Source organism: Zobellella sp. DQSA1 (assembly GCF_041950555.1).
Classification (GTDB): Bacteria; Pseudomonadota; Gammaproteobacteria; order Enterobacterales; family Aeromonadaceae; genus Oceanimonas.
Genome location: NZ_CP169531.1, coordinates 887,571 through 900,668 on the forward strand (window position 1 = coordinate 887,571; position 13,098 = coordinate 900,668).

10 protein-coding genes are annotated in these 13,098 nt (G+C 65.4%); 4 read left to right on the forward strand and 6 right to left on the reverse strand.

What is annotated here, in order from left to right:
- Nucleotides 1-4: 4 nt before the first annotated feature.
- The gene (locus ACEVBK_RS04310; protein ID WP_375057360.1) at nucleotides 5-1,351 is read right to left on the reverse strand and encodes a sigma-54-dependent transcriptional regulator; all 1,347 of its coding nucleotides are present in this window, start codon (nucleotides 1,349-1,351) and stop codon (nucleotides 5-7) included.
- Nucleotides 1,348-3,219 carry an ATP-binding protein gene (locus ACEVBK_RS04315; RefSeq protein WP_375057361.1) on the reverse strand — a complete coding sequence of 624 codons (1,872 nt, stop codon included), beginning with the start codon at nucleotides 3,217-3,219 and terminating at the stop codon, nucleotides 1,348-1,350. Before ACEVBK_RS04315 ends, ACEVBK_RS04310 begins: the two co-directional genes overlap by 4 nt.
- Before the next feature lie 287 nt (nucleotides 3,220-3,506).
- On the opposite strand from ACEVBK_RS04315, the gene ACEVBK_RS04320 reads away from it, so the two are divergent.
- Both ACEVBK_RS04320 and cydB read left to right on the forward strand, forming a co-directional pair.
- A complete protein-coding gene (locus ACEVBK_RS04320; protein WP_375057362.1) occupies nucleotides 3,507-4,913 on the forward strand; it encodes a cytochrome ubiquinol oxidase subunit I in 1,407 nt (468 codons plus the stop codon).
- A 1-nt stretch (nucleotide 4,914) separates the two neighbouring features.
- Nucleotides 4,915-5,910, forward strand: a complete 996-nt coding sequence (gene cydB / locus ACEVBK_RS04325; RefSeq protein ID WP_375057363.1) for a cytochrome d ubiquinol oxidase subunit II — start codon at nucleotides 4,915-4,917, stop codon at nucleotides 5,908-5,910.
- A gap of 113 nt (nucleotides 5,911-6,023) precedes the next feature.
- On the opposite strand, the gene ACEVBK_RS04330 is transcribed toward cydB, so the two are convergent.
- The 4 genes from ACEVBK_RS04330 to ACEVBK_RS04345 all read right to left on the reverse strand — a co-directional run bounded on the left by ACEVBK_RS04330 (nucleotide 6,024) and on the right by ACEVBK_RS04345 (nucleotide 11,548).
- On the reverse strand, nucleotides 6,024-7,217 hold the full coding sequence (locus ACEVBK_RS04330) for a YeeE/YedE family protein (protein WP_375057364.1): 1,194 nt from the start codon (nucleotides 7,215-7,217) through the stop codon (nucleotides 6,024-6,026).
- Nucleotides 7,218-7,271: 54 nt separating this feature from the next.
- The gene (locus ACEVBK_RS04335) at nucleotides 7,272-8,198 is read right to left on the reverse strand and encodes a sulfurtransferase (protein WP_375057365.1); all 927 of its coding nucleotides are present in this window, start codon (nucleotides 8,196-8,198) and stop codon (nucleotides 7,272-7,274) included.
- Between the two features lie 309 nt (nucleotides 8,199-8,507).
- Complete coding sequence (locus tag ACEVBK_RS04340; RefSeq protein ID WP_375057366.1) at nucleotides 8,508-9,992, reverse strand: Na+/H+ antiporter NhaC family protein; 1,485 nt, start codon at nucleotides 9,990-9,992, stop codon at nucleotides 8,508-8,510.
- 152 nt (nucleotides 9,993-10,144) lie between these two features.
- Nucleotides 10,145-11,548, reverse strand: coding sequence for a glutamine synthetase family protein (locus ACEVBK_RS04345; RefSeq protein ID WP_375057367.1), 1,404 nt, complete (start codon nucleotides 11,546-11,548; stop codon nucleotides 10,145-10,147).
- A 201-nt stretch (nucleotides 11,549-11,749) separates the two neighbouring features.
- Between ACEVBK_RS04345 and puuD the strand changes: the two genes are divergently transcribed.
- Together puuD and puuR are read left to right on the forward strand one after the other, a co-directional pair.
- Complete coding sequence (gene puuD, locus ACEVBK_RS04350; RefSeq protein ID WP_375057368.1) at nucleotides 11,750-12,514, forward strand: gamma-glutamyl-gamma-aminobutyrate hydrolase; 765 nt, start codon at nucleotides 11,750-11,752, stop codon at nucleotides 12,512-12,514.
- Complete coding sequence (gene puuR / locus ACEVBK_RS04355; protein WP_375057369.1) at nucleotides 12,511-13,077, forward strand: HTH-type transcriptional regulator PuuR; 567 nt, start codon at nucleotides 12,511-12,513, stop codon at nucleotides 13,075-13,077. The genes puuD and puuR overlap by 4 nt, the downstream gene beginning before the upstream one ends.
- The last annotated feature ends 21 nt before the right edge of the window (nucleotides 13,078-13,098 follow it).

Below are 13,098 nucleotides of genomic sequence, written 5' to 3' on the forward strand. Positions count from 1 at the left end.
CTGGTTAAAGCCCGTACCGCTCTATTTTCTTCAGCAGGCCCTGGCGCGACAGCCCCAGGGCCTGGGCGGCGTGGGTGCGGTTGTTGTCGTGGCGGGCCAGGGCCTCGGTGATCAGCGTTATCTCCAGTGCCCGCACCTGGGCCTCCAGGCTGTCGCCGGCGGCGGCCGGTAGCGGACGGGACTGGTTCCTGGCGTCCGGGTAGAGCAGGGCGATGTCCTCCAGGCTGATGACGCCGCCCGGGGCGATGGCGGCCACGCTGTCCAGGGCGCTTTTCAGTTCGCGCACGTTACCCGGCCAGCGGCGGTGGATAAACCAGTTGAAGGCCTCGGTGTCCGGGCGCAGCGGCGGCTGTCCCCGGGCCTGCTGTTCGAGGAAGTGGCCGACCAGCAGGGGAATATCCTCCGGGCGTTCGTCCAGGGGGCGGGTTGCTATGGTCACCCCCTTGATGCGGTAGAACAAATCCTCGCGGAACTCGCCCTTTTTCACCTTCTCCGGCAGATCCGCGTTGGTGGCGGAGATCACCCGCACGTCTATGGTTTCCAGGCTGCGCCCGCCCACCGGGTAGTAGCTGCCTTCCTGCAGTACCCGCAACAGCTTGACCTGCATCGCCAGCGGCATTTCACCGATTTCGTCGAGGAAGAGGGTGCCGCCGTCGGCCAGCTTGAGCAGGCCGTTCCGGGCCTTGTCGGCGCCGGTGAAGGCACCCCTGGTATGGCCGAACAGCTCGCTTTCGAGCAGTTCGGCGGGGATGGCGCCGCAGTGCACCGAAATAAAGGGCCCCCGGGCGCGCTGGCTGAGATCGTGGATGGCGCGGGAGATCACCTCCTTGCCGGTGCCCGAGGGGCCGGTCACCAGCACCCGCACGTCGGTGGGGGCGATGCGTTGCACCAGGGCGCGGATATTCTCCATGGAGGGGGAGGCGCCGATCAGGCTGGCCAGTGGCGGCTGGCGGCTTTGCTTCAGGCTGTTCAGCTCGCGCACCAACTGGTGCTTGGTCAGGGCCCGGCGCACCACCACCGCCAGCATGTCCGGATCGATGGGTTTGGCCAGAAAGTCCCAGGCGCCCTGGCGCAGGGCCTCCAGGGCCAGCTCCCGCTCGCCGTGGCCGGTGAGGATGATCACCGGCCGGTCGATGAACTGGGGCAGGGCCGCCAGGGTATGGCGGGGATCGAAATGGGGCGGCAGGGACAGGTCGAGCAGGATGAGATCGGCGTCGAATCCCTGCAGCTTGCCGCGCAGCTCGTTGAGATCGGCGCCGGTTTCCAGCTGGTAGCCCTCGGCCTCCAGCCACTGGGCGCAGAGGGTGCGAAAGGCGGGCTCGTCGTCGATAAGCAGGATGCGCGGGATCATAAGCGCTTCTCCTCGGGAAAGTGGAGTTCGAAGGTGACCGGCCAGCCCAGATCCTGGCGGTGGCGGATATGGCCGCCGTGGGCCTCCATGAGGCGGTGGACGATGGCGAGCCCCAGGCCGCTGCCGCCGCTGCGCTGGCCGACGAAGGGGCGGAACAGCCGTTCACCGAGTTCGGCTTCGATCATGGGGCCGTTGTTATGCACCCGCACCAGGCCGGGCCTGTCCCCCGCCTCGATGCAGATTCTCCCCCCGGGCCTGTTGCGCACGAAGGCCAGGGCGTTGTCCACCAGGTTCACCACCACCTGCTGCAGCCGGTAGGGGTCGGCCCACAGCCGGTAGTCGGCCGGCAGCCGGTGCTCGAAGGCGGTGCCCTGCCAGTCGAACTGAGGCTTGAGGCTGTCGAGCAGGGAGGCGAGGGGGATGGCCTGGCACTGCACTTGGATGCGGCCGGAATAGGCCAGCATGTCCGAGATCAGCCGGTCGGCGCGCTTCAGCTGGGCCTGGATCATCTCCTTGCGGTTGGCTTCCAGGCCGGCGGTGGCCATGGAGATGATGTTGAGCGGGTTGCGCAGTTCGTGGGCCATGGCCGCCGACAGCCCGCCCAGTTCCACCAGGTGCTGCTCCGACAGCCGCCGGCGCTCGGCTTCCGCCAGTTGCAGGGAGCGCTCCAGCAGGCCGCAGCGGGTGGCCAGCAGGGAAGCGAACACCTCCGCCGCCAGGCGCAGGCCCGGGGTCACATCCTCGAAACCCTGCAGGCGGGTTTGCCAGCCCTGGGGCTGGTGCCGGCACAGTATGCAGGGGCCGGCGGGCAGGGAGGGCGCCGGCTCTCCTTCCGGCGCAAGATGAATGACCACCGGCTGGCCCGTCTGGCGCGAAATCAGTCCTGCCGCCGCCGAGGTGAGTCCTTGCCAGCTGCTGGCCTCGCCCAGGCGCCGTTGCCAGGTGGCGAGCAACTGCTCGTCGAGCCGGCTGCCCGGGTAGATCAGCCGCTCCACCAGCTTGCTCACCGGCTGGTACAGGGCCAGGGCCAGCATCAGCAGCAGCATGGAGTAGAGCCACAGCTGCCACTTGGGCACGTTGGCCAGGGCCTGCATGCCGAACTGGCCGGCCATGGCGCTGAGCAGGGCGATAAGCCCCATCACCAGGGCCGTCATCAGGGTCCACAACAGGGCCCGGTTGGCCCAGGCGTTGACCTCCAGCATCTGGTAGCGGACCACCCCGTAGACCAGCAGCACCACGTAGCTGGGCAGCAGCAGCATGGGCCAGGGATACCAGTACAGGCCGAGGGAGGGGAAGATGAAGCTGGTGGCCAGCAGCAGGCCCCAGGCGCCGGCGGCGAACATGGCGGCGATGGAGCGGCGGCGGTTGCCGCTGTGGATGCGCAGGCCCCACAGCAGCAGGGCGTGGGCCAGCACCCCGATGGCGATGGTGTAGGCGATATTGAACCAGCCGAAGCCCTGAAACACGAAGTAGTGGGCAAAGGGGCCGAAGGTGATAATACCGCCCCCCTCCAGCCAGAGGCTGGTTGCCATTACCACCAGGGCGGCCAGGTAGAGCAGGCCCCGGCTGCGGGCCAGGCGGTCGAGCCAGGGGCGGCGGCCCGCGCCCTGGTTGACGAAGCCGACGGCGAAGTCGAGGAAGAAGGTGGGCATCAGGGGATTGGCCAGGATCAGGGCGACGCCGAGCCGCTCCCAGCCGTGGAACACCGCCACGTGGCCGGCGCACCAGAGCGCCATCATCACGCCGAAGCCCGCCAGCGCCTTCATGCTGCGCCGGCGGCGGGCGCGCCAGTACAGCCAGGCGGACACCAGCAGGGCGCAACCGCTGGTGAGGATCATCATCAGTTCGAAGGCGACATCCAGCGACATTGGCGGACTCCTGGGTGTAAATAAGGTTTACAGTTGACAGGGCAAAGACTGTAAACCTTGTTGTCGGTTCGGGCAAGTTTTTGCCGGTTTTTTGATCCAGCACAAGGCAACTCAAGGTGTTGGGGGTGCTGGCACGGTTTCTGCTAAGTCAGAGGACCAACCCAGCGAGTGAGCCAACAATAATGAACATGACTGCATTAATGATTGAATTCTCTGCTATTTTTATTGTCCTGCTGTTAGCGACCCTGCCGGCCGCCGTCAACCGTTACCGTCGTTAAGGAGGACCAATGGAATTCGATGCCGCCATATTGTCGCGAATTCAGTTCGCGTTCACGGTCAGTTTCCACATCATCTTCCCGGCCATCACCATCGGCCTGGCCACCGCCATCGCCATCTGGGAAGGGCTCTGGCTGAAGACCCGCAACCCCATCTATTTTCAGCTGGCCAAGTTCTGGATCAAACCCTTCGCCATCACCTTCGGCATGGGGGTGGTCAGCGGCATAGTGCTGTCCTACGAGTTCGGTACCAACTTCTCCGAGTTCTCCGCCATCACCGGCCCGGTGCTGGGCCCGCTGATGGCCTACGAAGTGCTGACCGCCTTCTTCCTGGAGGCGGGCTTTCTCGGGGTCATGCTGTTCGGCTGGCAGCGGGTGAGCGAACGCTTGCACTTCTTCGCCACCTGCGTAGTGGCGGTGGGCACCTGGATTTCCGCCTTCTGGATCATCGTGGCCAACTCCTGGATGCATACTCCGGCCGGCTATGAGATTGTGGACGGCCGCTTCGAGGTGGCCAACTGGCTGGAGGTGGTGTTCAACCCCTCCATGCCTTACCGGCTGGTGCACATGTTGATGGCGGCCATGCTCAGCGCCACCTTCGTGATCGGCGGCGTCAGTGCCTGGTATCTGCTCAAGGGGCGGGAGCAGGCCTTCGCCCGCAAGGGCCTGTCGATGGCGTTGTGGGCGGCGCTGATCCTGGCGCCGACTCAGGCGCTGGTGGGTGACTTCCACGGCCTCAACGTCAAGGAACACCAGCCCATCAAGCTGGCGGCCATGGAAGGCATCTGGCCCGAGCGGGAGGCCGGCGCGCCTTTGCTGCTGTTCGCGGTGCCGGACATGAAGAACGAGACCAACCATTTCGAAATCGCCATTCCCAAGCTGGCGTCGCTCATCCTCACCCACGAGTGGGATGGAGAGCTTAAGGGGCTCAAATCGGTGCCTGCCGACGAGCGACCCTACGTGCCCCTGGTATTCTATTCGTTCCGGCTGATGGTGGGCCTGGGCATGCTGATGATCGGGGCCGCCCTCTGGGGCCTCTGGCTGCGTCGCTCGGGCCGGCTTTATGAGCACAGGCCCTTTCTGCGGCTGATGAACCTGATGATCCCTTCGGGGGTACTGGCCACCCTGGCCGGCTGGTACGTGGTGGAGGTCGGCCGCCAGCCCTGGCTGGTGCAGGGACTGGTGCGCACCATGGAGGTGGTGTCGCCGCTGCCGGCCGAGCGGGTGCTGTTCTCGCTCACCCTGTTCGTACTGACCTACAGCCTGCTGTTCTGCGTCTATCTCTATTTCATGGCCAAGCTGGTGCGCAAGGGGCCACCGGACATGGAGCACCTGGAGCAACACCTGATCGGCGTCGATGCCCCCGGCTATGCCCTGGCCTGGGTGAAGCAACTGAAACACGAAAAGACGGAGGCATAAGATGGATCTGGCATTGTTCTACTACCTGCTGCTGGGTTTCGCGGTACTGATGTACGTGGTGCTCGACGGCTTCGACCTCGGCCTCGGCATCCTCTATCCCTGGTTCAAGAGCGAGGCGGAGCGGGATCACATGATGCGCTCCATTTCCCATGTGTGGGACGGCAACGAAACCTGGCTGGTGTTCGGCGGCGTGGTGTTGTTCGCCGCCTTTCCCGCCGCCTATGCGGGCATTCTGGTGACCCTGTACACGCCCATCATCATCATGCTGATCGGGCTCATCTTCCGGGGGGTGGCCTTCGAATACCGCTTCAAGTCGCATCGCTCCAAGCCCTGGTGGGACAAGTCCTTCTTTCTCGGCTCCACGGTGGCCGCCTTCTGCCAGGGCGCCATCCTCGGCGCCGTGGTGCAGGGGGTGGAGGCGGGCCCCGGCGAGCTGGGTGCCCTGGAATGGCTGTCGCCGTTCAGCATCTTCACCGGTTTCGCGCTGATGGTGGCCTATGCGTTGCTGGCCTGCTGCTACCTGGTAATGAAAAGCCGGGGCGACATCATGGCCCGCGCCGCCCATCTTGGCCGCAAGCTGGTGCTGGCGATCATGGCCATACTGGTGGTGGTGAGCCTGTGGACGGTGCTGGCCAATACCGAGATACGGGCGCGCTGGTTCGATGGCCTCAATTTCCTGTTGCTGCTGCCCCTGCCGCTGTTGAGCGTCCTGTTCGGCTGGTTGCTGTACCGGGATCTGGACGGCCAGCCCCACGAGACCCGCCCTTTCTGGCTGGCGGTGGGTCTGTTCATCCTGGGCTTTATCGGCCTGGTGGTGGGGCTCTTCCCCTATCTTATTCCGCACCAGCTGACCCTGTGGGATGCCCGGGCACCGAATTCCAGCCTGCTGTTCCTGCTGCCGGGGATCCTTATCTTCCTGCCGCTGATCTGCGCCTACACCCTGTGGGGATATCGCATCTTCTCCGGCAAGGTCGAGGACTTCGAGGAGGGTTACTGATGGGCGGCAAGAAGAGCTGGTTGTGGTTCGCCGTCCTCTACCTGGGGGGGGTGCTGGCCGTCACCCTGCTGGGCGTCCTGATCCGGCTGCTGGCCGGCGGGCTCTGGTAACTCTCACCAGGGCAGGCGGCGGCGCAGCCACAGGCCGGCCAGGATGCCGGCCGGACAGCACAGCAGGAAGACCCAGCCCGAGAGGGCCCCGGCCATCACGCCCGACAGCAGGGTACCCACGGTACAGCCCAGGGCGACCATGGCGCCCCATCCCATCAGCAGGCCGCCCACCAGGCAGCGCACCACCTCGCCCGGGGTGGGCCTGCGCGGGCGCCAGTCGCCGGCGAGCAGGGCCGAGGCCAGGGAAGCGGCCACCAGCCCCAGCACGAAGAGGCCGTTATCGGAAAGCAGGTGTTCCTTGACCACCGCCATGCAGCCGGAAAAACCGTCCAGCCCCTCCAGCCTGCCAGGCAGCAGCCCCAGGCTGTCGGCGCCGGTGCGCGCCAGGCTGCCGAGCTCGGCAGTCACCCCCAGGGGGGCGACCCTGAAGTAGGCCATCACCCCTATCATGCCCACCAGTATGCCGCCCACATAGGTGGGCCAGCGCCGGCCGAACAACAGGTCGTGCAGCGACCAGGCAGGGGGCGGTGACTCGGCCGGCGGCCGGTGGGTCCGCACCAGGGCCAGGGCGAGGGCGGTGAGCAGCAGCAACTGGAGCAGCAGGGCGCCGCCGTAGCCGAGGCGGGTGGGCAGCCAGATCACCGGCGCCTCCTGCATGACCCTCAGGTAGAGGGGATTCCAGCTGAGAAAGCCGAGCACGAAGCCACCCAGGGCTCCGAGCAGGGCGAAGGGAGAAGCGAGGGAGCCTTCGCCCAGCCGGTAGAGGTGGGCGCTGAGACAGGAGCCGGACAGGGCCATGCCGATGCCGAAGGTAAAGGCGCCGGCGGCCAGCACCCAGCTCACCGGACCTATGTGGGCTCCCGGCGGCAAGCGGCCCAGAGAGGGGTCGAGCAGGAAGGCGCCGAACAGCACCTGGTAGCCCAGGCTGCCCACCGCCAGGGCCACCACCAGCCCGAGCAGGCCGCGGGCGTCCCGGCGTTCGACGAAATCGCGGCTGATGCAGAAAAAGCAGAAACGGGAGCGTTGCAACACCAACCCGAACAGGGCGCCGACAAGCAGGGAGAAGGCCAGGTTGTTGCCGGTGGTGGAGCCATCGGCGAGGGCCCGTCCGGCCAGCAACAGGGCGATCAGCACCAGCAGGGCCAGGGCAATAGCCGGGTGACGGCCGGGGGCGACGCCCGGATCAGGTGGGGGCATGGCACTCATTCCACAACAGGGCGGCGGCAAGGGGCCCTTCGCCGCCGCCGCTCATCAGGTACCGCCCCAGACGGTGCCCGCGGGGTTGGCGATGGGCACGCCCACGCTGTTGCCGTATTCGGTCCAGGAGCCGTCATAGTTGCGCACCTCGTAACCGAGCAGCTTGCTCAGGGCGAACCAGGTGTGGCTGGAACGTTCGCCGATCCGGCAATAGACGATGACGGGCTTGCTGCCGTCCACGCCGACGCCCCGGTAGAGCGCACGCAGCTCTTCAACCGGCTTGAAGGTGCCGTCCGCGGCCACGGCGCTGCTCCAGGGCACATTCACCGCCCCGGGAATATGGCCGGCCCGTACCGCCAGCTCCTGCACCCCGGCCGGGGCGAAGATCTTGCCGTTGTACTCGTCGGCGGAGCGAATATCGATCAGGGCGGTATCGCTACGGCCTTCGGCCACCGCCAGCACGTCGCCCAGGCGGGCGCGCAGGGCATCATTGCGCTCGGCGAGGGTGATGTTGCCGGGCGGGTACTGGCTCGGGCGTACGTCCAGCGGGCGTCCCTCTGCCTCCCACTTGTCGCGGCCGCCGTCGAGCAGTTTGACCGAGGGCACCCGGTAAACATCGAAGATCCAGGCGCCCCAGGCGGCGAACCAGTTGTTGTTGTCGCCGTAGAGCACCAGGGTGGTGCCTTCGGAAATGCCGGCCTTGCGCAGCAGAGCCTGGAAGTTGTCCCGGGAGGCGATGTCCCGCTTCACCGGATCGACCAGCTCGGTGTGCCAGTGGAGATTGACCGCGCCCGGGATATGGCCGCGTTCGAACTTTCCGGGCACCACGCTGACCTCGAGTACGCGCAGATCCTCGCTTTTCAGGTTTTGTTCCAGCCAGTCGGTGCTGACCAGAAAATCGCTGTTTGCCTGGCCGGCGCCGACCAGGAACAGACTGCCTGCCGCCGCCAGGGTCAGGCGCATTAATCGTTGCCATTTCATCGCATTATCCTTTTTATTTACCATGATGTAATGGCCTGCCCCAGGTTGCCGGGGCAGACCGCCGGGCGGTTGTTTTTTAATCATAGAAGATGGGGCGGCTGCCCGTCCGGCTCCATTGAGAGAGCGGCCTGAACATATGGCGCTGCTGCGAAAGGCGGGCGGCATGATGGTGCAGGGGACTGGTATTCGCCGCCGCTGAAAACCGAGGCCTTTATCGCCCATTACCGGCAGCATGATGCCGGTGGAGCGGACCGAATGCGCCCAGACAAGCGCCGGGCAGCGGGCCCGGCGCTTGTAGGAGGAGAGGCGTTACACCAGCCAGAAGCCGGCGGCGAGCAGCGCGACCAGGGTCAGGGTGCCGCCGATCAGCGCGTAGGGCAGCTGGGTCAGAGCGTGATCCATGGTGTCGCAGCCGGCGCCCTGGGCGGACAGCACGGTGGAGTCGCTGAAGAAGCAGGCGTGGCTGCCGAAGGCCGAGGCCGAGAGCAGGGCGCCCACTACCAGCGGCATGGGCACGTTCATGGCCTGGGCCAGGGGCACCACTATGGGCAGGGAGATCACGAACACCCCCCAACTGGACGCGGTGCTGAACACCACCAGCGCCATCACCAGGAACACCACCGCGGGCAGCAGGGCAGGGGTGAGAATGGGGGTGACGGTGTCGATGATGTACTGGGTCATGCCCAACTGGTCGTTCACTTCCTTCAGGATAAAGCCGGCGCAGACGGTGGCGAGCGGGTACAACATCACCTTGAAGCCGTCCAGGGTGGCTTCCACCTGCTGCTGGAACGACAGCAGCCGCTGCACCGAATAGAGCAGCATGGTGAAACCCAGCGCCACCAGCACGCCTTTCAGCAGATCGATCTCGTACCAGACGCTGGCGAACACCAGCACCGCCATGGGCAGCAGGAAGTTGCACAGGCCGAGCCAGGCGGGAGTGTTGCGGGTTGGCTGGTTTTCTTCCTGCTCCTCCCAGCCGGCCGGCACCGGTTGGCCGTCCCGGGCGCGGGCTTCCGCCTGCTTCATGGCACCCAGATCCGGCAGGCGGTTGGCCGCCACCAGCACCACCACCAGCAGGGCGGCCCAGCCGTAGAGCATATAGGGAATGCTGTCGATATAGAGCGACATGCCCCGGCCGCCGTCGGCGGCGCCGGAGTCCTCCAGCAGGGAAGCGAAGAACACCGCCCAGGTGGACACCGGCACCAGGATGCAGATGGGGGCGGCGGTGGAGTCAACGATATAGGCCAGTTTCTCCCGGGAGATTTGGTAGGTATCGGTGATCTTCTTCATGGAAGAAGAGACGGCGAGGGAGTTGAGGTAGTCGTCGATAAAGACCACCAGCCCCAGGCCGACGGTGCCGAACATGGCGCCGCGGGGGGACTTGATCAGCCGGGTCATGAAGTTGCCGAAACTGTGGACGCCACCGCCCCGGGCCAGCAGGTTGATAAGCCCGCCCATCATGCCGCACACCAGGATCAGCCAGGCGATGGTCTCGTCCATCATCACCGCCAGGGTCACGTCCGCCAGCGGGCTGACCAGATCGCCCGGGTCCAGTAGCAGCAGCCCCAGCAGGGCGCCCGCCAGCAGGGATTCCACCGTCTTGCGGGTGAGCACCGCCATGGTGATCACCAGGGCGGCTGGCAGCAGACTGAGCACACCGTAGTCGCTGCCGGCCTCGTGGTTAAAGCCGAGCCAGGCAAAGCCCAGCGCCGCCACCAGGGCCACCGCCAGTCCACGCCACAGCGGCGGCCATTTTTCGGAGGGTTCGAGTACCAGGGTATTGTCTCGTTGCATCGGTATTGTCCTTGGTCGAGGGTCCGGCGATGGCGCCGGTCATGTCCCTATGGTTTTCCTACGGCGGCCGCGGCCGCTTCCCAAAATCCGGCGCCATCGCCACCCGGTCGAAGCCGGGCGTCATGCCGCCGGAAAATCGCGCTGATGCCGACTCAGGCGTTTTTCAGCATCCACTCCAGTTCGATATCGGAGATGCGCCGTTCGAACTCCAGCAGTTCATCGTGCTTGCAGATGCGGTAGACCTCGATGAATTCCTCCCCCAGATAGTGCTTGAGCGGCTGGCTTTCGGCCAGCACCTGCAGCGCCTCGCTCTGGCGGGTGGGGAAGGGCAGCCCGTCCTGCTCCAGGCCGTTGCCCACCACCGGCGCCGGCAGCGGCAGGGTGTTGTCCAGACCGTGCAGCAGGCCGGCGAGAATGGCGGCCACCACCAGGTAGGGGTTGGCGTCGGCCCCGGCCACCCGGTATTCGATACGGCGGGCGTCGTCGTCGCCGCAGGGGATGCGCAGGGCCACCGTCCTGTTGTTGTGGCCCCAGGAAGCCTGGGTCGGCACGTACATACCCGGCTGAAAACGGCGGAAGGAGTTCATGTTGGGGGCCAGCAGCGCCATGCTGTCGGGCATCAGATCCAGCATGCCGGACAGGGCCAGGTGCAGCAGGGGCGAGTCCTCGCCGTCGGCGTCCGCGAACAGGTTGTCGCCCTGGTCGTCGACCACGCTGATGTGTACGTGCAGGCCACTGCCCGCGTGTTCCTCGTAGGGCTTGGCCATAAAGGTGGCATCCATCTCGTGCTGCTCCGCCACCAGCTTGATCAGCCGCTTCAGGGCCAGGGCCTGGTCGCAGGCGGCGAGCACGTCGTCGGTATGATAGAGGTTGATCTCGAACTGTCCCGGCGCCGCCTCGGCCACGGCGCCGTCGGCGGGCAGCCCCTGCTGAATGGCCAGGTTGTCTATATCGGCCAGGATCTCGGCGAAGTTGTTGAGGTTATCCACCGAATACACCTGGCTGTAGGTGTCCCGTTTCTGGGTCAGCGGTGAACAGGGCGGCTGCAGCCGGCCGTTGTCATCCCTGTCCCTGTCCACCAGGTAGAACTCCAGCTCCAGTGCCACCACCGGTTTCAGGCCCCGGGCCTTGACCTTTTCCCATACCCGGGCCAGCACGTTGCGCGGCTCGAGCGGGAAGGGCTGCTCATCCTCGGTGACCATGGTCAGCAGCAATTGGGCCACGGTATCCGGATCGCAGGCCGAAGGCACCAGAGTATCGGGAATGGGGAAGCAGGGCAGGTCCGGTTCGCCGATGTCCTGGCCGATGCCGGTTTCCTCCACCACGTTGCCACGAAAGTCCATGGCGAACACGGAGCCGGGGAAGAAGCAACCCGCCTCCAGCTTGTCCAGGGCACTGACCGGCAGGCGCTTGCCACGGAAGATGCCGTTCAGATCGGTGAGCAGCACGTCCAAGTATTGGGTGTCGGGGTAGCGGGCCAGGTAGTCGGCCACCTCCCGTTCAAAGTCGCTCGGCGCCAGGGGCTCTACCTGGGCCTGGGGTTCTAATATTTCCATCTCTGCTTGCATGATTGCACCGCCATGTGACCGTTAAAAATACTTACCACCAGAAACATAATTTCGTTTATTTTGTTTTGCAAGTGTTAAATATTATTGAGCTTAAAATTAACGCGTGCTAGATTTTGACCATATATTTGACAGAAGTTGCCCTTTATGGGTTTTTTGTTCAGAATTTAGAGCATGCATGAGGAGACAGGGATGGTGCATATATTTAACAAGCCTGTGGTCGGCGTCATCATGTGCCGGCAGATGCTTGGGCCGCACCCGGCCATGACGTTGCAGGAAAAATACCTCAACGCGGTGCAGGCTGCCGGTCTGCTGCCCTTTCCCTTGGCCCAGGGATTGTGTGAAGACGAGCAGAGCCTGGGCCAGGTGCTGGCCATGCTCGACGGCCTGCTGCTTACCGGCAGCTACAGCAACATGGAGCCGCATCACTACGGTGAAAGCGGGGAGGAGCCGCTGAACGATCCGGGGCGGGATCGCCTGAGCCTGCGGCTTATTGCCGCCGCCCGGGAACGGCGCCTGCCTCTGTTCGGTATCTGCCGCGGCTTCCAGGAGATGGTGGTGGCCAGCGGTGGCACCCTGCACCGGCGGCTGCACGACACCGGCCTGTTCGACGAACACCGGGAAGACAAGCAGCAGCCCCTGGCGCAGCAGTACGCCCCGGCCCACGACATCCTCCCCGAAGCGGGAGGCCTGCTGGCCCGGCTGGCCGGCCCCGGACGCTATCCGGTGAACTCCCTGCACATGCAGGGGATAAAGGTGCTGGGGGCGGCGGCGCGGGCCGAGGCCCGGGCACCGGACGGACTCATCGAGGCCATCAGCCTGGCCGATCAGCCCTTCGCCCTGGGGGTGCAGTGGCATCCGGAGTGGCAGAGCCGGGACCATGCCCTGTCCCGCGCCCTGTTCGACGGCTTTGCTGCCGCCTGCCGCGACTACCGGGCGCGCAAGGAGGAAGGATGAACGAAGCGCGTAAGAGCGACCTGGCCCCGGGCAGCCGGCTGTCGGCCATCCGTCAGCGGCTGGGCCTGAGCCAGCGCAAGGTGGCGGAGTTGTCCGGTCTGACCCACGGCGCCATTTGCACCATAGAGCAGGACAAGGTCAGCCCGGCGGTGAGCAGCCTGCAGAAGCTGCTCAAGGTGTACGGCATGTCGCTGTCGGAGTTTTTCGCTGAACCGCTGACGCCACAGCGCAGCAAGGTGGTGATCGAGCCCGAGGAACTGGTCGAGATCGGCAGCCAGGGGGTGTCCTTCAAATTGGTGCACAACGGTAACCGCAGGCGGGCCCTGGGCTTTCTGATCGAGGCCTATGCTCCCGGTGCCAGCACCGGCGGCCACCTCAAGCACCAGGGGGAAGAGGTCGGCACCGTGCTGGAAGGCGAAATTGAACTGACGGTGGACGGCGAATGCCACCGGCTCCGGGCCGGGCAGAGCTATGTGATAGACACCGGCCTGCCCCATACTTTTACCAATGTTTCGGATCGGGAGTGTCGCATCATCAGCGCGCATACCCCGGCCAACCTGTAAGAGCCTGTTTACGCTCGCCAC

What these genes read in the sequence shown, in the direction of transcription:
- puuD (WP_375057368.1), top strand. Translation starts at nt 11,750, where the DNA reads ATGGTGCATATATTTAACAAGCCTGTGGTCGGCGTCATCATGTGCCGG.
- ACEVBK_RS04345 (WP_375057367.1), bottom strand. Translation starts at nt 11,548, where the DNA reads ATGGAAATATTAGAACCCCAGGCCCAGGTAGAGCCCCTGGCGCCGAGC.
- ACEVBK_RS04310 (WP_375057360.1), bottom strand. Translation starts at nt 1,351, where the DNA reads ATGATCCCGCGCATCCTGCTTATCGACGACGAGCCCGCCTTTCGCACC.
- ACEVBK_RS04320 (WP_375057362.1), top strand. Translation starts at nt 3,507, where the DNA reads ATGGAATTCGATGCCGCCATATTGTCGCGAATTCAGTTCGCGTTCACG.
- ACEVBK_RS04330 (WP_375057364.1), bottom strand. Translation starts at nt 7,217, where the DNA reads ATGCCCCCACCTGATCCGGGCGTCGCCCCCGGCCGTCACCCGGCTATT.
- ACEVBK_RS04340 (WP_375057366.1), bottom strand. Translation starts at nt 9,992, where the DNA reads ATGCAACGAGACAATACCCTGGTACTCGAACCCTCCGAAAAATGGCCG.
- cydB (WP_375057363.1), top strand. Translation starts at nt 4,915, where the DNA reads ATGGATCTGGCATTGTTCTACTACCTGCTGCTGGGTTTCGCGGTACTG.
- ACEVBK_RS04335 (WP_375057365.1), bottom strand. Translation starts at nt 8,198, where the DNA reads ATGAAATGGCAACGATTAATGCGCCTGACCCTGGCGGCGGCAGGCAGT.
- ACEVBK_RS04315 (WP_375057361.1), bottom strand. Translation starts at nt 3,219, where the DNA reads ATGTCGCTGGATGTCGCCTTCGAACTGATGATGATCCTCACCAGCGGT.
- puuR (WP_375057369.1), top strand. Translation starts at nt 12,511, where the DNA reads ATGAACGAAGCGCGTAAGAGCGACCTGGCCCCGGGCAGCCGGCTGTCG.